Annotated in this window: 22 protein-coding genes; 17 read left to right on the forward strand and 5 right to left on the reverse strand. The window is 40.1% G+C overall.

Annotated elements, in window-relative coordinates:
• Positions 1-47 precede the first annotated feature (47 nt).
• Positions 48-944: an EamA family transporter gene (locus tag MHH65_RS06745; RefSeq protein ID WP_041117239.1), complete on the forward strand. Its 897-nt coding sequence runs from the start codon at positions 48-50 to the stop codon at positions 942-944.
• 152 nt (positions 945-1096) lie between these two features.
• Here the strand turns inward: MHH65_RS06745 and MHH65_RS06750 are convergent, their stop codons facing one another.
• From MHH65_RS06750 to MHH65_RS06765, 4 genes are all read right to left on the reverse strand, one after another.
• On the reverse strand, positions 1097-1312 hold the full coding sequence (locus MHH65_RS06750; protein ID WP_098676850.1) for a hypothetical protein: 216 nt from the start codon (positions 1310-1312) through the stop codon (positions 1097-1099).
• Between the two features lie 258 nt (positions 1313-1570).
• Positions 1571-2848 carry an MFS transporter gene (locus tag MHH65_RS06755; protein WP_024426859.1) on the reverse strand — a complete coding sequence of 426 codons (1278 nt, stop codon included), beginning with the start codon at positions 2846-2848 and terminating at the stop codon, positions 1571-1573.
• Between the two features lie 73 nt (positions 2849-2921).
• Positions 2922-3419 carry a L,D-transpeptidase family protein gene (locus MHH65_RS06760; protein WP_024426860.1) on the reverse strand — a complete coding sequence of 166 codons (498 nt, stop codon included), beginning with the start codon at positions 3417-3419 and terminating at the stop codon, positions 2922-2924.
• A 156-nt stretch (positions 3420-3575) separates the two neighbouring features.
• Positions 3576-4433: a metallophosphoesterase gene (locus MHH65_RS06765; protein ID WP_024426861.1), complete on the reverse strand. Its 858-nt coding sequence runs from the start codon at positions 4431-4433 to the stop codon at positions 3576-3578.
• 138 nt (positions 4434-4571) lie between these two features.
• Here MHH65_RS06765 and fadH point away from each other — a divergent pair, with 138 nt between their 5' ends.
• The 14 genes from fadH to MHH65_RS06835 all read left to right on the forward strand — a co-directional run bounded on the left by fadH (position 4572) and on the right by MHH65_RS06835 (position 15184).
• On the forward strand, positions 4572-5336 hold the full coding sequence (gene fadH / locus MHH65_RS06770) for a 2,4-dienoyl-CoA reductase (RefSeq protein ID WP_098676851.1): 765 nt from the start codon (positions 4572-4574) through the stop codon (positions 5334-5336).
• A 64-nt stretch (positions 5337-5400) separates the two neighbouring features.
• Positions 5401-6621 carry an EAL-associated domain-containing protein gene (locus MHH65_RS06775; protein ID WP_098676943.1) on the forward strand — a complete coding sequence of 407 codons (1221 nt, stop codon included), beginning with the start codon at positions 5401-5403 and terminating at the stop codon, positions 6619-6621.
• Between the two features lie 385 nt (positions 6622-7006).
• Positions 7007-7903 carry a manganese catalase family protein gene (locus tag MHH65_RS06780; RefSeq protein ID WP_048238787.1) on the forward strand — a complete coding sequence of 299 codons (897 nt, stop codon included), beginning with the start codon at positions 7007-7009 and terminating at the stop codon, positions 7901-7903.
• Between the two features lie 184 nt (positions 7904-8087).
• Entirely contained in the window at positions 8088-8330 is a 243-nt protein-coding gene (locus MHH65_RS06785) for a DUF1797 family protein (protein ID WP_003212254.1), read from the forward strand.
• Between the two features lie 146 nt (positions 8331-8476).
• On the forward strand, positions 8477-8992 hold the full coding sequence (locus tag MHH65_RS06790; RefSeq protein ID WP_048238789.1) for a ribonuclease H-like YkuK family protein: 516 nt from the start codon (positions 8477-8479) through the stop codon (positions 8990-8992).
• 149 nt (positions 8993-9141) lie between these two features.
• On the forward strand, positions 9142-9333 hold the full coding sequence (gene abbA / locus MHH65_RS06795) for an antirepressor AbbA (protein ID WP_003210802.1): 192 nt from the start codon (positions 9142-9144) through the stop codon (positions 9331-9333).
• Positions 9334-9479: 146 nt separating this feature from the next.
• Positions 9480-9923 (forward strand): cyclic-di-AMP-binding protein CbpB, encoded by a 444-nt coding sequence (gene cbpB, locus MHH65_RS06800; protein WP_024424720.1) that lies wholly within the window; start codon positions 9480-9482, stop codon positions 9921-9923.
• Positions 9924-10019: 96 nt separating this feature from the next.
• On the forward strand, positions 10020-10901 hold the full coding sequence (locus tag MHH65_RS06805) for a LysR family transcriptional regulator (protein WP_098676852.1): 882 nt from the start codon (positions 10020-10022) through the stop codon (positions 10899-10901).
• A gap of 122 nt (positions 10902-11023) precedes the next feature.
• Positions 11024-11500: a flavodoxin gene (locus MHH65_RS06810; RefSeq protein WP_024426866.1), complete on the forward strand. Its 477-nt coding sequence runs from the start codon at positions 11024-11026 to the stop codon at positions 11498-11500.
• The gene (locus MHH65_RS06815; RefSeq protein WP_024426867.1) at positions 11490-12383 is read left to right on the forward strand and encodes a hypothetical protein; all 894 of its coding nucleotides are present in this window, start codon (positions 11490-11492) and stop codon (positions 12381-12383) included. Before MHH65_RS06810 ends, MHH65_RS06815 begins: the two co-directional genes overlap by 11 nt.
• Before the next feature lie 49 nt (positions 12384-12432).
• On the forward strand, positions 12433-12858 hold the full coding sequence (locus MHH65_RS06820) for a flavodoxin (RefSeq protein ID WP_029706705.1): 426 nt from the start codon (positions 12433-12435) through the stop codon (positions 12856-12858).
• 109 nt (positions 12859-12967) lie between these two features.
• On the forward strand, positions 12968-13678 hold the full coding sequence (gene dapD / locus MHH65_RS06825; RefSeq protein WP_342497900.1) for a 2,3,4,5-tetrahydropyridine-2,6-dicarboxylate N-acetyltransferase: 711 nt from the start codon (positions 12968-12970) through the stop codon (positions 13676-13678).
• A gap of 82 nt (positions 13679-13760) precedes the next feature.
• Complete coding sequence (locus MHH65_RS06830; protein WP_098676853.1) at positions 13761-14891, forward strand: N-acetyldiaminopimelate deacetylase; 1131 nt, start codon at positions 13761-13763, stop codon at positions 14889-14891.
• A gap of 50 nt (positions 14892-14941) precedes the next feature.
• Positions 14942-15184 (forward strand): YkuS family protein, encoded by a 243-nt coding sequence (locus MHH65_RS06835; protein ID WP_024424725.1) that lies wholly within the window; start codon positions 14942-14944, stop codon positions 15182-15184.
• Positions 15185-15206: 22 nt separating this feature from the next.
• On the opposite strand, the gene MHH65_RS06840 is transcribed toward MHH65_RS06835, so the two are convergent.
• Positions 15207-16016, reverse strand: coding sequence for a mechanosensitive ion channel family protein (locus MHH65_RS06840; protein ID WP_024426870.1), 810 nt, complete (start codon positions 16014-16016; stop codon positions 15207-15209).
• Between the two features lie 271 nt (positions 16017-16287).
• Between MHH65_RS06840 and ahpA the strand changes: the two genes are divergently transcribed.
• Complete coding sequence (gene ahpA, locus MHH65_RS06845) at positions 16288-16830, forward strand: biofilm-specific peroxidase AhpA (protein WP_003211758.1); 543 nt, start codon at positions 16288-16290, stop codon at positions 16828-16830.
• A gap of 82 nt (positions 16831-16912) precedes the next feature.
• Entirely contained in the window at positions 16913-17371 is a 459-nt protein-coding gene (locus MHH65_RS06850; protein ID WP_024424727.1) for a TlpA disulfide reductase family protein, read from the forward strand.
• Positions 17372-17755 lie beyond the last annotated feature (384 nt).

Here is a 17755-nt window from a genome sequence, read left to right on the forward strand (position 1 = left end):
CTATCAACTATATTATCATGATTTGTTAAGAATTGAGGAGAATGAAAATGAATAGGAGAAAGGGCATTTTACTTGTACTCATAGGCGCCATCTGCTGGGGTGTAGGAGGAACGATTTCACAAAAATTGTTTCAGCAATATGGGATTGATGTCAATTGGCTTGTGACGGTCCGGCTGCTCATCTCAGGGGGATTGCTTTTATTTGTTCATGTGATGACAAAAGAAAAAACACATCTGATGGGTGTGTGGCAAAAGAAGAGGACAGCGATGCAAATCCTTCTATTTGGACTAATGGGGATGCTGGCTGTTCAATATACTTATATGGCATCCATTCAACATGGAAATGCTGCTGTGGCAACGCTGCTTCAGTATACAGCCCCTGTTATGATTATCGTGTATTTGGTCATTCGCAGGCAATCAACCTTCACTAGAAGAGATCTAGTCACAGTGGTATTGGCTTTAGCAGGTATGTTTTTCTTATTGACGAATGGTTCTATTTCAACATTAACCGTTCCATTTGCGGCAGTGATGTGGGGAATATTATCGGCTGTGGCGCTCTCGTTTTATACGTTATATCCAATCAGCCTGTTAAAACAATTCGACTCTCTAGTGATTGTCGGCTGGGCAATGCTGATAGGAGGAGGCGCCCTTAGCTTGTTCCATCCTCCTTGGAAGGTTAATCTCACTCATTTACCTTTTGAAGCGTATGTCTATTTATTATTTGTGGTCATATTTGGAACGATGATCGCTTTTTGGTTTTACATAGAAAGTTTGCAATACTTATCACCAAAAGAGTCGAGCTTAATTGGAAGTGTTGAGCCCCTTGCAGCAGTCGTTACGACTGTTTTCTGGTTAAAAGAGCCATTCGGACTTTTCCAATGGATAGGGACAGCTTGTATTGTCTATATGATTTTATTCTTGGCATTGTATCAGCCGAAAAAATGAGAGGGATGGATGTTGAACAATAGAAGGAATGATAAGAAGAATTGACTGAATGAAATATAAATGAAGTGAACTATTAGTTCATGATAACTACCTATTTATTAAAATGGGTAGTTTCTCAAATGATATTTTTTTATATGATGTAAGCAGATGAATTATTTTGTATGAATAGAATAAGCGCAATAAAAACAACCATTAAAGTCCGTTTCATTCGTCATTTGTTTGGCTTCGCTCATGGCGCTTTCCCCATTCATATGCATGCCAATCAATGTACGGCTTGCAGCATCACCTAAAAATGCACAATCTTCTGTATGTACAACAAACTGTCCCTGTTCATTCTTTGTATGAATAAAATAGTAACTTTTTAGCATTTCTTTCACCTCCAACCTGACTATCCTACTATAAAACGTTTAATGATGTAAAGGAATTTTATTGTGAAAAACAAGAAAAAATGGATCAACAAAACAAAACGAGAGGTGCTAAATGGATGGAGGGGGAGTAAAGCGAGGTAAATGTGATTTATTTATGCATGTTTCAAGCAGATTCTATGGGCAGAGGAAATGAAATGAAGGATGTTTCAGCCATGCAAAAAGGACTTTCCCGAAAAGAAAGTCCTTTTTGCTATTTACTTATTGAACTCCCTGACCCTTTAGTTCACGCTGCACGTCTAAGTCGGCAGCTTCTCTGCTGAACTTTGGCAGTGTAATGAAGTAAAAAAGGAAAACGAGTAAAATAATAAAGCCCATTCCGTAATAAATATAAGAAACATTTGTGATGAGTTTTGGAAATAATACAGCAATCAGACCTAATGTCATCGATTGAGCAAACATAGTAAGCGGATCAACCCATCCTGACACACGGCCCATCAGGCGAGGGTGGACGATTCTAGGCAGCCAGCCGCCAATGACAATGTTGACTGGGCCAATGCATGTACCAATGACAAATGATGTGACATAAAACAACCATAATGTATGGGTAGAACCAAGGACAAAAATCAAAATACCTGCGACCAGAATTGGAATCGACATGAGATATTGCATCTTTACCTTCTTAGCGAGGACAGAGCCCATTAAGCTTCCAACGAGCAATCCTGCACCGATCGCAATTGTAAAGAAGGATGTATGCAGCTCAAAATGGTCCGGTGAAAGTCCATATTTCATTGTAAACATCGGAAGAACGGCAAATGCGCCATTGACTAGACCGAAAACAAAAAAGCCAAAAATTAAAGAAGCCAATAATTTATTTTTTAAAATATACAGTATGCCTTCTTTAAAATCTTTCAGAGACGTTTTAATGGTCATACCTCTCCAGCCAGCTTGTCCATTTGGCTGACGCGCTTCAATTGGAATGTTACATGAACGAATCAGGATGCCTGAAATAATAAAGCTGACTAAATCAATTGTAATGGCACCGTGAAGACCAATCGTTTTATACATAATGGCACCGAGTCCAACGCCAAATACCATAAATAAACTAAACAGCATTTGATTTAAGCCAGCGGCTTTTGCATATTGATCTTTATTTAAAATGGCCTGAACGAGAGAAGCTTCAGCTGGATAGAAGAATTTCGTAATGGCACTTCGAATAAACAAGATCAAGAAAATAAGTGGCAGTGAATTAAAATAAATAACGATGAATAATACAATCGTCAGCCCAGCTCGTATCCAATCACAATTCTCTGCGACTTTTTTACGATCAAACCGGTCTGCGACCACACCGACCATAAAAAAGACAAAGACAGTAGGAAGAGAATACATAAGCTCAGCCAATGTGGCGTATGCGGGCTGATGACTAAAATGGTCGAGCAAATAAAAGGCAAACGCCATATTGCCTACTGTTGTCCCCATTTGCGAAGCAAGTGCCGCAAAAAAGAGACGAACAAAATTTCTGTTTTTAAAAATATCCATAAATACGCTCCTTAACCTGAAGATCCCACTTTATATCATATAAAATTTTAACCATTCGTACAATTGATTTCATCTACTGGCTAATGGTCACAGGTGTTCCGTTTGGAACGAGTGAAGCAAGCTCGATGACATTCTGATTATACATGCGAATGCATCCTCTAGAAACAGCTTTACCAATTGAAGACGGGTTATTCGTACCGTGAATGCCGTAATGAATTTTTGAGAGGCTCAGCCAATAAGCGCCAAAGGGACCTCCTGGGTTTGGCTGTCTGTTGACAATATAATAAGAACCTGTCGGTGTCATATTTAAAATTTTCCCTGTTGCAATCGGATACGAACGAATAAGCTGTGATCCAGAAAACAAAACAAGACGTTTCGTTGAAATCGAAACAAAGATGCGGTAAGGGATCGTATTAGGATCCGGCAAACCAGGAATAATGATGACCTCATTATGTTCGGGCTCGCGAGCTTGAAGTGACGGATTTGCAGCCTTTAAGGCATCTGTTGTTGTTCGAAAATCAAGTGCTATAGAAGCAAGGGTTTCCCCGCTTTTCACCGTGTATCGAAGCACCAAAGCACACTCCTTTTACTCAAATAAAAGAAGCCATGATGCCGTCGCTTGACATACTATATGGACGGAATCAGGCCCCGTAAGGTTTCTCCTAACATTTGTCATGAGAAAGATCTTTGATTATACATATGCAGGAGAGGGCGGTTTGGCTTCTATTTATACGCGAGATGTCAAGGTGATAAAGGTTAACTCGGGTTTGGCTAAAAACCGAAGCGGCAGCCGCGTTGTTCCAAGTCCACGGTTGACATAGATGCGGTGCTGATCACTGCCGTATAAACCTTCTACATATGTACGGCCGTAAGGTGCTGTGAGAATCGGTCCATAGAAAGGCAGCTGCACTTGACCGCCATGCGTATGCCCGGAAAGCTGCAAGTTAATAGGTGTGGTTTTCAGCTCTAAGGCGGCATCAGGCTCATGGACGAGCAGTAATGTAAATAAATCAGTTGATACTTCCCGTTTGATCAAATCGTAATCAGGCACGCTCATCATGAGATCATCCAGTGAAGCAATCTGAATATGCGCATGATCTTTTTCTAATAGAAACACATCATTTTTACATAAAGTAAATCCACAAGCCTCCATTGTTTTCTCATAAAGCTCCACGCCAAATGGTCCGTAGTCATGATTTCCGTAGATGGCAAGCTTACCGAACGGAGCATGAAGCTTATTCAAATAAGCCTTCGCTTTTTCATGCTCTTCAGAGGATGCTTGAAAATCAACGAGATCACCTGTGAACACAATGAGATCTGGAGATGCAGCATTGATTTTCTGGACGATGGCTTCTAGATTCTTCGCAGCGAATGTATCACTCAAATGAACGTCACTAAATTGGGCTATTTTAAACTGATCAAATGAAGCTGGAAGCTGAGCATCTTGAATGGTCAGTGACACGGTATCGATCATGCGCGGCTCAATGTACCTGGCATATCCATATCCACAACTTGTAGCCAAAAAACCGAGAATACTCGCACCAGCTGCTCCTTTTAAAAATTGTCTGCGGGAAAGCTGCTTCATATAAGACTCCTTTATAAATAAAATTAAGTATAGCATCATATTTGGATAATCTCCCATATGGTGCACCGAGGGTCAATCATGATATGATAGACAATAATGAATGAATAGTCATTCAAATGACACAGAGGGGGAGAACAAATGACGAAACAAACAGTGATTGTCACAGGGGGATCAAGCGGTATGGGGAAGGCGATGGCTGCTCATTTGGCAGCTGAAGGCTGGAATGTCGTGATTACTGGTAGAACGGAAGAGACGCTGGAAAAAACGGCAAAAGAAATGAAGCAGAAGGGCGGATCGGTTGCTTATTTCCAAATGGATGTACGAAACCCAGAGGATGCTGACCAAATGGTTAAGTTTGCAGTGGATACATTTGGTGATGTCGATGCCCTCATTAACAATGCAGCAGGAAATTTTTTAGTGCCAGCAGAAAAACTGTCACCTAACGGCTGGAAGGCTGTCATTGATATTGTGTTAAATGGTACATTTTTTTGCAGCCATGCAGTGGGCAATTACTGGATTCGTCAAAAGAAAAGGGGAAGTATGATTAACATGGTGGCCACCTATGCATGGGGTGCTGGTGTAGGAGTGGCACATTCGGCGGCAGCAAAAGCCGGCGTGCTGTCCCTGACTCGAACGCTTGCTGTTGAATGGGGAAAGCAATATCGAATTCGCGTCAATGCCATCGCACCAGGCCCAATCGAGAGAACAGGCGGTGCAGATAAACTATGGGAATCTGAAGAGGCAGCGCAAAGGACATTAGATAGTGTTCCTATTGGCAGACTAGGCACACCTGAGGAAATTGCAGCGCTTGCGAGCTTTTTATTGTCGGAGCATGCGTCTTATATAAATGGAGATTGTATCACGATGGATGGGGGACAATGGCTCAACCAATCACCATTCTGATTGACGATGTAAGACCTGCTTTTGATGTGGTATAATCACACAAAGAGAGAAGCAGGTGATGAAAATGGTCGATCCATTGGATATTTTAACGAATATTGAAGATGTTTTCCCGCACTATCAAGCAATATTCAGTGCGGAAGAGCAAAAAGTGATAGGCTATGAGATTCTAGGAAGAATGAAGCTTGAGTCAGAAACGGTCAGCCTAGGCTCCTTCTTTACGGATTCATCTATTCCTGACGAATATAAATTGGAAGTAGATCACAAAGTATTGACGCAAGCACTTGATCACTTCACCACAGCAGATGACGATTTGCTCATTTTTATTAATCATGATGCCAATATCCTCATGCTGGATCATGGGGAAAGCTTTTTAGAACTTTTAAAGGAATATGAAGCAAGGGGCATTCAGCTTAACCGATTTGTTATTGAGTTTGCAGAGCATACGTTTAGCGGCGACATTGAACAGCTATACCATACGTTAACGTATTATCGTACATATGGGATTAAAATCGCCGTCTCAAATATAGGAAAAGAAAGCAGTAATCTGGACCGGATTGCCTTGCTTTCACCTGATTTATTAAAAATAGATTTACAGGCATTAAAGGCATCGGCGCCATCTCCTTCCTATGAATATGTCTTGTACAGCATTTCATTGCTTGCAAGAAAAATAGGAGCTGCCTTAATTTATGAGGACATAGAAGCAAATTTCCAGCTGCAGTATGCATGGAGAAATGGCGGGAGATATTTTCAAGGGTTCTATCTTCATGAGCCTTCAGGAGAATTAATCGACCGAAGCCACAGAAAAGATCAGCTTAGAGAAGAATTCCAGCAATTTATTGCCCATGAGAAAAAGAAGCTGCAAGCTGTCTACGAACATTCTGAAACATTTTATAAACGAATTCATCAAGCTGTTACGACTTTAAAGAAATCGTGCAGCACAAATGATGAGCTCATTCAAAAACTGGCACTTGAACTAACAGATTGCAGCTTTCGGATTTATATGTGTAATGAAGAAGGCTTTCAAATCACTGGAAATGTGTTTAAAAAAGAAGAAGAATGGCTGTTTCAGCCGGAGTATATCGAAAAAAACTGGAGCTGGCGCCCTTATTTCCTAGCAAATATTCTTCAAATGAGAATTAGCGGGAAAGGATTTTTCAGCGATATTTACAGTGATTTAGAAACAGGTGAGAGGATACGCACGTTTTCTTATCCTTTAGAGGGAGATATGTATTTGTTTATAGACCTTCCGTATGCCTATTTATATGAGCAAGATGGATTAATTTGAAGGCACAGCGTGAAGACAAACTCTCGCATTCGTTGTCAGTCCTGTGTGCCAGTGCTCACGAAAGGTTTTCTATCACGCTGAAATGTAAACAAAAGGCATTTTAGCCCTTTGTCAACAATCTGAGCAGCCTCTTAGGCTGCTTTTTTTGATAGATGAAAAAAGAAATAAAAAATGGTTGACAATGAAACTGATAATCATTATCATTTAGTTATAGAGAGAAGCTACTCTCTGTTCCCCAACCCCTCTATCAGATCAAGATCCAAAAAACTTGGCGCTACCCCCGCCAAGTTTTTTTTGTGCTTCAATCTTTCCCTTCATGCATAGGACAGCCCGAACTCTCCATACATCTTAAGTGATGATAGTTAGACGGTAGGAGGGAAACATCATGATCAAACGTGACATGCGGCTGCTCATTGATTTGCCAAGACCAGATCACCCAGATGCAAATGGTGCCGCTGCTGTGCAAGAATTACTCGGCGGGAAATTCGGTGAAATGTCCACATTAAATAATTACATGTTTCAATCCTTTAACTTTAGAGGAAAACGAAAACTCAAACCGTTTTATGATCTCGTCTCCAGTATTACGGCTGAAGAATTCGGTCATGTCGAGCTCGTGACCACAGCCATCAATCTTATGATTACAGGAACGACACATGGCGGGGATCCAGATACCACGCCGATGAAGGCAGCTGTCGATAAACGAAATACACAGCACTTTATTCAAACAGCTCAAACTGGCTATCCGTTTGATTCAATGGCAAAACCTTGGACCGGAGAGAATGTGTTCTCAAGTGGCAACCTCATTCTTGATCTCCTCCATAATTTCTTTCTTGAATGTGGAGCACGTACGCACAAAATGCGCGTATATGAAATGACGGACCATCCTACAGCAAGAGAGATGATCGGTTATTTACTTGTCAGAGGCGGTGTGCATGTTGTGGCATATGCAAAGGCACTTGAAGTCGCTACAGGAGTAGATGTAGGGAAGATGCTGCCAATCCCAAATCTCGACAACAAATACTTTGATTCAGCGAGGAAATTTGAAGACCAGAATGTTCATACAAAGCTGTACACATTTAGTGATACGGACTACAAGGATATCAATAAAATTTGGAAAGGCAGCCACCCGATTGATGGAAAGCCGCTGACAGTCATTGAGGGCACCCCTCAAGGTGCACCTGTGCCAGATTATAGAGAATTACCGGAAGAGTTTGCTCCGGGCATTTCTAAAGAAGATTTTGATGAAATTGCTAAACGGCTGATGAGATCGGCCGGTTTATAAAAATCAAGATGCATGAGATGAGAAAAAAGACTCAAACTAAAAAAACAGATTCTTTTTCTTTTTTTGAATTCAAGAGGAAAAATATCATCTGAGAACACTTTATGGTATGATGCTTTGTAGGACTTGTGTATAATCAATACGGGTTCATCTTGAGTTGTTTTTTTGAAAGGAGTCTTTTTTTAGAATGTCACAATTAATGGGTATCATTACAAGGCTGCAAAGTCTTCAAGAGACAGCAGAAGCTGCAAACGAGCCGGCACAGCGTTATTTCGAAGTGAACGGTGAGAAAATCTGTAGTGTTAAGTATTTCGAAAAGAATCAAACGTTTGAATTGACTGTTTTTCAACAAGGGGATAAGCCAAATACTTTCCCATTTGACAACATTGATATGATTTCGATTGAGATTTTTGAGCTTTTACAATCCTAAGCTGAATCGTATGAAATGTTTTTTCTGAGGATTCCTTCGTTTATTGCGGCAGCATACATGTATCATCATAGATGAGATGTACAAATGGAAGATGATCAATCAGCGCATTTTTCGGATAAGAGACCATTAAAAAGGAGTTCCTTTCAGTGAGTGATTCTTTTTTCTACAATCTTTCTGAAGACTATTTAGCGTTTTCTGATGTCGTCATGAGAATGAAAGACTTTATACGAAAAGACCCTAGATCCGCCTATGTGTTATCAATTGGTACGGACTCTCAGGTCAATCAAAATGTCACAACATTTATGACTGCAATTCATCTCCACCGGATTGGCAAAGGAGCATGGGGCTGTCTCACACAACAAGTGATCAAGAGGCCTGTGCAAAGTCTTAGAGAAAAAATTTCATTAGAGACAGCGTTTAGCCAAAAGGTATGTGCAGACATCCTTGAGGGGCCTTTAACAGAACTGATGGATTTGCTTCTTCCGTTTGCTGAGGAAGGGGCAGACCTTCGTTTTGAAGCCCATCTGGATATTGGCAAAAAAGGAAGTACGAAAGAGCTGATTCAGGAAATGACCGGAATGATCACAGCTATGGGAATTGAAGCAAAAATAAAACCCGACTCATATGCAGCATTTTGCTATGCCAATCGATACACAAAATAAATTCCGTCATTTTTCTCCAAACCTTGTCGAAACGTGCGGTTGACGATTCGATTCTAGTTCCTTATTCTAGCTGTATAGAGAGGAAGCAGACATTCAAAAGCCTGCTAATCAATATAAAAGCATATATGAAACAGGGGGCCTGATGTTGAATGAGCGTCATCGAAAATCGTTTTAATGAAGAAGAGAAAAAGCTATTATTAAACGTATTGCTGAATCAGGAATATGCTGTCGAATTACTAAGCAGTGAGATCAATGATATAGAATGTGGAACAAAAAATGTCGACGACAATACGTATAAGCAATTGATCACATTGTATGACAGAGTAAGGTTTGAGAATTAATATTGGTTTAACATTCTATTAGATACTCGGGGGCTGAGTATCTTTTTTATGCAGAAAAAATCTTTCGACAAAATTCGTTTTAGTTTATGCTTAATCGTAATGGGGAATGTATGATTGATGATTGAGAGAAAAGGGGTCGAAGAAACATGATAGAGATAGAACCGACTCAATTGCTTGAGTCCACAGTAGCCGAGCATATGATTGATGCAGATAAAGTCGCACATGTCCAAATTGGAAATAACCTTGAGCATGCCCTATTGGTTCTAACAAAAACAGGATATACAGCTATACCGGTATTAGACGCTTCTTATCATTTACACGGGTTAATTGGAACGAATATGATTATGGATAAAATCTTCGGTTTAGAACGAATCGAATTCGAGAAGCTCGATCAGTTGAAGGTTGAAGAAGTCATGCTGAAGGATATTCCGAGACTTAAAACAACAGATCCTGTACTAAAAGGCGTTCACGCTGTGACGAATAATGGATTTGTTTGTGTAGAAAATGAGGAGCAGGTCTTTGAAGGCATTTTTACTCGACGAGTTGTATTAAAGCGCTTAAATGAGGTCATTCATTCCGCAAAAAAATGAGCTGCAGCCCAGCTTATTTTTTTTGCCTTCATAAGTTAAAATTTATATAATGAGCATATAAAATAAGAAAAACTTATAGAGAGAAAGGGGACGCCCATGCAGCTTCAGGAATTACATATGCTTGTTGTGCTAAGTGAAGAATTGAATATGAGAAAGGCTTCAGAGCGGCTCTTTGTCTCTCAGCCTGCATTATCTCAAAGATTGCAGACGATCGAAAAGGAATGGGGAACCAAAATCTTTTTTCGTTCACAAAAGGGGCTGACTGTGACCTCGGCAGGTGAACAGATTATTCAATTTGCAAAAGAGGTGACGGTTGAACAGGATCGAGTGAGAGAGCGAATTGATGAACTTGAGGGTGATATTCACGGTACACTCAAGCTTGCGGTGGCGTCGATTATTGGACAGCACTGGCTGCCAAAGGTGTTAAAACGGTATGTTGAAAAATATCCAAATGCCAAAGTATCACTCGTTACTGGCTGGAGCAGTGAAATGCTCAAAAGCTTGTATGAAGACCACGTGCACATAGGAATCATTCGCGGTAACCCTGATTGGAAGGGGACAAAGGAATACTTGATGACAGATCATTTATATTTAGTCGATTCCGTGATCAAGGACGTAGATGAATTAATCAAGACAGAGCGGCCATTTATCCAATTTAAAAGCGACAGCACGTATTATCAGGAAATCCAGCACTGGTGGCACCAAAAGTTTAAAGTGTCTCCAAAGCAGACGATTTTAGTAGACCAAATTGAAACATGTAAACAAATGGCCTACCACGGCATCGGTTACGCCATTTTGCCTTCTGTTACCTTATATGACCACGAAAAAAGTGTTTATAAAACACCGCTTGTTGATGTGAACGGAGAGCAAATTGGCCGTGACACATGGCTGCTAGGCTATGAAGCGTCTTTTCAGTTAAAACAGGTGCAAGCTTTTGTCAGTGTGGTTAAAGAAATGCTTGAGAATGATGCCGTGTAAGTACCTTCTTGGAATAGGGAGGTACTTTTTTTATAAAATCATTTGACAATGAAAATCATTATCATTTAAAGTGTACATATAATAATTGAAAATGATTATCATTTAGATGAGGTGACCGATAGATGAAAGCACTAATTGCATTTGCGAGTATGTCTGGAAATACGGAAGATATGGCAGCGATTTTAAAGCAAACACTTGAAGGAAAAGGGATCGATACAGAAATGATGGAATTTGATGATACGAATGCAGAAGACCTTTCCTCATACGATTACGTATTCATTGGTTCTTATACATGGGGTGATGGAGATTTGCCTTATGAAGCAGAGGATTTTTATGAAGAGGTCTCTACTCTTGAACTTAGCCACATCAAAGCAGCTGTCTTTGGATCGGGTGATTACAGCTATCCGAAGTTTTGCGAGGCTGTCCATACATTCCATGATATGCTGAAATCAACGGGTGCATCTGTTTTTCCTGAAACATTAAAAATGGAGCTTGCACCGGATACAGATGAAGATGTGGCGTGCTGTCAGGAATTTGCTGCGAGCTTTTTAACGTGGGCTGCTTTATCTGAGAAACGAGTTGAAAATCATGTTTCATAAAGGAGCAACAGCCGTTGCAGCATCTAAAAGCGGTGGATACTTTGTTGCTGTAAAACGTGAAGGTATTTTTCACTATAGTGTGGAGAGCGGATGGCAGCAGCTGTTTAAGCTCAAGCATAAAATCCATGCGATCAGCTATATTGGTCCTTATTTATTCGGTGTTGGTGAAAATGGCACAGTAATTAGATCAGGAGATGAAGGCAACACATGGGCGTTATCTTCATTTCCAACAAATGCAGTCGTTTGGTCTATTACAGGACGCAAAGATGGATTTGTGTGTGCGCATGGAAAACATAGTATCTATGTGTCAAATGATTTCGGAATTTCCTGGGAAATTATGAAGCCATTTGCTCATGTGAATCATCCGCCGGTCATTCGTTCTTTATGTGCTGCAGGTGACCATCTTTATATTGGAACACAGATTCATGAGGTTCACGGAGGAATATGGGTGTATGACTTGCAAAGAGAACATATTTTTCTTCTAAACAGAGAGGAGCACCGCATGACAGCTTCTATGCTGCTCTGTCATGAACATCTTCTTGTTTGTGCGTTAGGTTCAAAAAAAGGCAAAAAAGGATCTGTTCAAATATTAGATTTACATACAAATATTTTGCATGATATTCAATCACAGGCCTTTGCTAGAGAAGAATCATTTTTGGATGTGTCAGAGGATAATGGCATTGTGTATGTGACCACCTCACAAGACGAACACGGATTTTCTAAAGTGTATCAGCTTGATATTGAGCAAAAAGAGCTCAAATGGTTTGATACGATCAAAGGACATGGTTTTCGTGTAGCCAATCAAAACGAAAACTTTTTCTGTGCGGGTTTATATGAAAGTAAGTTTGTCAGGCCATATGAGGAGCCTGCATTGATTCATTGATAAGGAGGAAGAAAAAGTGACAGAAAAGGTTTTATTGGTATATGCCACGATGTCTGGAAATACAGAAGCGATGGCAGATTTAATTGAAAAAGGTATAACGGAAGCAGGAGCCAGCGTAGACCGGCATGAAGCGATGGATATTGATGCCGAGCTGCTCAATGATTACTCGCACATTATGTTAGGTGCGTATACATGGGGAGATGGCGATCTTCCGGATGATTTTATTGATTTATATGAAGAAATGGAAGAGCTTGATTTAACGGGAAAAGCATTTGCAGTATTTGGTTCTGGCGATACATCTTACGAACATTTTTGCGGAGCTGTTGACCTAATTGAAGAAAAAGTGAAGGAGCTTGGCGGTGACATTGTCCTGCCCTCAGTTAAGATTGAGCTGAATCCAGAAGGGGAGGAAGAAGACGAATTAATATCTTTTGGCAGACAATTTGTTCAGCTTCACCAGCAAGAAGCGGGATAATCGGTCCCGCTTGTTTTATTTTCCATTGCGGAGATGACTCTTTCACTTGTCATTAAAACACTCCTTTGGTACAGTAATGAAGTATAAATTAAGAGGAGGACATACATACATGAAACAAATGGACGCTAATGAAATTATTTCATTTATTCAAAATAGTACAAAATCAACACCTGTCAAAGTCTATATCAAAGGTGACTTAGAAGGTATTGAGTTTGGTGAACATGTAAAAACATTCATCACAGGAAACACTGGAGTTGTTTTCGGTGAGTGGAGCGAAATTCAAGAAGCGCTAGCATCTAACAAAGATAAAATTGAAGATGTTGTCGTGGAAAATGACCGCCGCAACTCTGCAATTCCGATGTTAGATTTGAAAAACATTAAAGCCCGTATTGAGCCAGGGGCAATCATTCGTGACCAAGTTGAAATCGGTGATAATGCAGTCATTATGATGGGTGCTTCTATTAATATCGGTTCTGTGATCGGCGAAGGTACGATGATTGACATGAACGTGGTGCTTGGCGGCCGTGCGACAGTAGGTAAGAACTGTCATATCGGTGCTGGATCTGTTCTTGCAGGAGTCATTGAGCCGCCGTCTGCTAAACCAGTTGTTGTAGAAGATGACGTTGTCATCGGTGCGAACGCTGTTGTTCTAGAAGGCGTGACAATTGGTAAAGGTGCAGTAGTAGCTGCTGGTGCAATCGTTGTAAACGATGTAGAGCCTTACACAGTTGTAGCAGGTACACCTGCTAAGAAAATCAAAGACATTGATGAGAAAACAAAAGGTAAGACTGAAATCAAACAAGAACTGCGTCAGCTTTAATTCATATAATTCGCAGCTGAAGACAAAGACGTGGATGAGATATCCACGTCTTATTCGTATAGAAGAAAGGAAGTGAGTTCACTTGTTAAATCGTGAGCAATTAATATCCATTCGAAGAGATTTACACCAAATCCCTGAGCTTGGTTTCCAAGAATTTAAAACACAAGCGTATCTCATTCAGCACCTTAATATCTATTCAAAAGATCGAGTTGAGATTGAAACGTGGCGAACTGGGCTTTTTGTGAAAGTGAAGGGAACAAATCCAACGCGCGTATTTGCTTATCGTGCAGACATGGACGGTCTGTCTATTCCTGAGGAAACAGGGTATCCATTTGAATCTGTGCATGAAGGAAAGATGCATGCATGTGGACATGACCTTCATATGACCATTGCACTTGGTATCATTGATCATTTCGTCCATGAACCGATCAAAGAAGACGTATTATTTATCTTCCAGCCGGCAGAAGAAGGTCCAGGCGGAGCTGAACCGATGCTTGCAAGTGATGTATTGAAAAAATGGACGCCAGATTTTATTACAGCGCTGCATATCGCACCTGAATATCCTGTTGGAACAATTGCTACGAAGCCTGGTTTGTTATTTGCCAATACGAGTGAGCTTGTGATTGAGCTTGAAGGAAAAGGCGGACACGCTGCATATCCTCATTTAGCCAATGATATGGTTGTTGCTGCAAGTGCACTTGTAGGTCAGCTGCAATCGGTTATTTCGCGTAATGTCGACCCCCTTGATAGTGCGGTCATTACAGTCGGTACAATTACCGGTGGAACGGCTCAAAATATTATTGCGCAGCATGCAAAGCTTGACGGTACCATTCGCACATTATCCCCAGAGTCTATGGACAAGGTGAGAAAGAGAATTGAAGCATTGGCAAAAGGCATTGAAATTGGCTACGAATGCAAGGCAACCGTTCGATATCCTTCATCTTATTACGAAGTGGACAATTCAAAGGATTTGACTGAGGAATTTATGTCATATGTAGCCGAAGAAGGGCTAGCAAATGTGATTGAATGCAGAGAAGCCATGACAGGAGAAGATTTTGGGTACATGCTGAAAAAGTATCCCGGCTTCATGTTTTGGTTAGGGGTCGATTCAGAATACGGCCTGCACCATGCAAAGCTCCAGCCTGATGAAAACGCGATTGAAACAGCTGTGAAAGTCATGACGGCTTATTTTAAAAAGCAAGCTGGCGAATGAATAATCGAGCTGCCTCCTGTACACCTTATGAACAGGAGGTGTACTTGATTATGACAAGAATTGGTGTAGAACAATCTTTATCCGATGTAGAAGAACTATTGAAGCAAAAAGGGTATGATGTCGTACGTATTCAAAATGAACAGCAAATGGATCAGTGTGACTGTTATGTCGTCACAGGACTAGATTCAAATGTTCTTGGCATTTCAGACACAACAACAAAGGCATCTGTTATTACAGCATCAGGTATGACGGCTGATGAAATTTGTCAAGAAGTAGAACAGCGTGTTCAATAAAACAAGAAAAAGAACCGGTAGATTATGATCCCGGTTCTTTTTGCTCTTTTTCTATATCGAGTACTTCTTTCATTTTTTTGCGCAAGATTCGTTCCACTCGCCATTGCTCCATTGTTTCAGTTTTCGCTATGATGCGCAGCACAAGGGAAGAGGAACCGAACGCCTCTACGCCGACAACTTGAGGACCTTCGATAATTTGCGGAGTTTCCTCCCGCACTTCATCACAGGCAGCTTGGAGGGCTGTGATCATCTGATCCACATTTTCATCCGGTGACAGCTCAATATCAACGAGTGCCTGCATCGTCCCTCTTGAATGATTGCTCACATTCAGTATGCTGCGATTTGGAATGAAATGAAGGGTGCCGTCAAAGCTTCGAAGCTGCGTGGTTCTTAGGCCAATTTGTTCGACAATCCCATCAAAGCCCGCGACCGTTATATATTCTCCTACATCAAATTGTTTTTCCAATAATATAAAGAATCCGGTCACAATATCACTCACTAACCCTTGAGCGCCAAAACCAATCGCAAGTCCCACAACGCCCGCACCTGCCAGCAAAGCGGTCGGGTTATAATGAAATAAGTCGAGGATCATCACAACTAGAATAAAAATCAATAAGTAGGCGAAAATATTTAACGTCAAACTTTGCAGTGTCTGAGCTCTTGATAAAGAGACTTCATGCTTTTCAGCGAATGTTGAATAGGCGCGCTTAATCATCTTGTTTCCTATGGCTCTGATGATAAAGTAAATGGCAAAAATGGCGACTAGTTTTAGCAAAATCATACTGCTATTGAGGATAATGAAAACCCAATCTACTTGTTGAAATGCTCTCATAATCTTCAAAACCTTTCTATGTATGCTCTAAAAGAGAAGCTAATCATTTGTTCCCTTATGCAAGTCATGTTAAACTTTTGATAAGTAGAGCAGGAATTGTGACAAATCGTTAATTAAATTTATTATTAATTAATATTGACTAAAAATCGCATAAGTATTATAATTGTAATTGTGAAGTTATTAACTAAATGAGAATTTTAAGTTTTGATTCTCATTTTATATACAGCTAAGAAGACTGTATAAAGATATTATTTTTTGGAGGGATTTACATATGGCAGAGCGTTTTGTAGGAAAACAAGCTCCACGTTTTGAAATGGAAGCAGTACTTGCTAACAAGGAATTTGGTAAAGTAAGTTTAGAGGAAAACATGAAGAATGACAAATGGACAGTTCTTTTCTTCTATCCAATGGATTTCACATTTGTTTGCCCAACTGAAATTACAGCAATGAGCGATCGTTATGACGAGTTCGAAGATTTAGATGCAGAAATCATTGGTGTATCTACTGATACAATCCACACGCATCTTGCTTGGATTAATACAGACCGTAAAGATAATGGTCTAGGTGAATTAAAATACCCGTTAGCTGCTGATACTAACCACACAGTATCTAGAGAATACGGCGTTTTAATCGAAGAAGAAGGAATTGCTCTTCGCGGTTTATTCATCATTAACCCAGAAGGCGAACTACAATACCAAACAGTATTCCACAACAATATCGGTCGTGATGTAGATGAGACATTACGTGTTCTTCAAGCACTACAAACTGGTGGACTTTGCCCAGCGAACTGGAAACCTGGTCAAAAAACACTTTAATTGATAACTGAAGAAACAGGAGGGTCTAACTGATGTTAGACCTTTTTGTTTCGACACATACAATGGATGGAGGCGCTTCATAATGAAATTACGTCAACCAATGCCAGAACTAACTGGTGCAAAAGAATGGTTAAATGGAGAAGTAACAAAAGAAGATTTGATTGGTGACAAACCAACATTGATTCATTTCTGGTCAGTCAGCTGTCATCTTTGTAAAGAGGCAATGCCTCAAGTCAATCAATTCCGTGATGAATACAAGGATCAACTAAACGTTGTGGCAGTTCATATGCCTCGTTCAGAGGATGACCTAGATCTAGAAAAAATCAAAGAAGTTGCGAAAGAGCATGAAATTACGCAGCCAATCTTTGTGGACAGTGATCATCACTTAACAGAAGCCTTTGAAAACGAATATGTACCGGCATATTATGTATTTGATAAAACAGGTGCTTTGCGCCACTTCCAAGCCGGCGGAAGCGGAATGAAAATGCTTGAAAAACGTGTCAATCGAGTGCTTTCTGAGTCTGAAAAGGCTGCAGAATAAGCTTTTCCCCCATAAATGGGGGTTTTTTCATGGACAAAATTAGGAAGCATATGGCTTCGGATGAGTTTTTATGTAGGTGTTATTCCTAAGAAAAGAGAAAATGAGGGAGTTTATTAAAAAATATCCCTGAAACAAAAAGGTATAACGACCTATTTACATTTTTGTTTTGAAATGAAAATGTAAAGATTTTAACTTTTTACTATTCAGAACGTTTTTGCACAAAAGAAATTTCAGTTAGGTAAATAACTATATAAATCAAGTAGTATAAGCGTTTATTCAATTTTTTTACAATATTTTAAGGTTTGTCAAAAGCCTATAGTGGCAATGAAATGGGTGCCGATTTTTCCTCTTTGGCAAAATTTTAGTTGAAAATACCTATCTGTT

The sequence above is a fragment of the Bacillus sp. FSL L8-0654 genome (genome assembly GCF_038629965.1).
Classification (GTDB): domain Bacteria; phylum Bacillota; class Bacilli; order Bacillales; family Bacillaceae; genus Bacillus; species Bacillus safensis.

Coding starts and splice junctions, on each gene's coding strand:
- MHH65_RS06745 (WP_041117239.1), top strand. CDS start 48: ATGAATAGGAGAAAGGGCATTTTACTTGTACTCATAGGCGCCATCTGC.
- MHH65_RS06750 (WP_098676850.1), bottom strand. CDS start 1,312: ATGCTAAAAAGTTACTATTTTATTCATACAAAGAATGAACAGGGACAG.
- MHH65_RS06755 (WP_024426859.1), bottom strand. CDS start 2,848: ATGGATATTTTTAAAAACAGAAATTTTGTTCGTCTCTTTTTTGCGGCA.
- MHH65_RS06765 (WP_024426861.1), bottom strand. CDS start 4,433: ATGAAGCAGCTTTCCCGCAGACAATTTTTAAAAGGAGCAGCTGGTGCG.
- fadH (WP_098676851.1), top strand. CDS start 4,572: ATGACGAAACAAACAGTGATTGTCACAGGGGGATCAAGCGGTATGGGG.
- MHH65_RS06775 (WP_098676943.1), top strand. CDS start 5,401: ATGGTCGATCCATTGGATATTTTAACGAATATTGAAGATGTTTTCCCG.
- MHH65_RS06780 (WP_048238787.1), top strand. CDS start 7,007: ATGATCAAACGTGACATGCGGCTGCTCATTGATTTGCCAAGACCAGAT.
- MHH65_RS06785 (WP_003212254.1), top strand. CDS start 8,088: ATGTCACAATTAATGGGTATCATTACAAGGCTGCAAAGTCTTCAAGAG.
- abbA (WP_003210802.1), top strand. CDS start 9,142: ATGAGCGTCATCGAAAATCGTTTTAATGAAGAAGAGAAAAAGCTATTA.
- cbpB (WP_024424720.1), top strand. CDS start 9,480: ATGATAGAGATAGAACCGACTCAATTGCTTGAGTCCACAGTAGCCGAG.
- MHH65_RS06805 (WP_098676852.1), top strand. CDS start 10,020: ATGCAGCTTCAGGAATTACATATGCTTGTTGTGCTAAGTGAAGAATTG.
- MHH65_RS06810 (WP_024426866.1), top strand. CDS start 11,024: ATGAAAGCACTAATTGCATTTGCGAGTATGTCTGGAAATACGGAAGAT.
- MHH65_RS06815 (WP_024426867.1), top strand. CDS start 11,490: ATGTTTCATAAAGGAGCAACAGCCGTTGCAGCATCTAAAAGCGGTGGA.
- MHH65_RS06820 (WP_029706705.1), top strand. CDS start 12,433: ATGTCTGGAAATACAGAAGCGATGGCAGATTTAATTGAAAAAGGTATA.
- dapD (WP_342497900.1), top strand. CDS start 12,968: ATGAAACAAATGGACGCTAATGAAATTATTTCATTTATTCAAAATAGT.
- MHH65_RS06835 (WP_024424725.1), top strand. CDS start 14,942: ATGACAAGAATTGGTGTAGAACAATCTTTATCCGATGTAGAAGAACTA.
- MHH65_RS06840 (WP_024426870.1), bottom strand. CDS start 16,016: ATGAGAGCATTTCAACAAGTAGATTGGGTTTTCATTATCCTCAATAGC.
- ahpA (WP_003211758.1), top strand. CDS start 16,288: ATGGCAGAGCGTTTTGTAGGAAAACAAGCTCCACGTTTTGAAATGGAA.
- MHH65_RS06850 (WP_024424727.1), top strand. CDS start 16,913: ATGAAATTACGTCAACCAATGCCAGAACTAACTGGTGCAAAAGAATGG.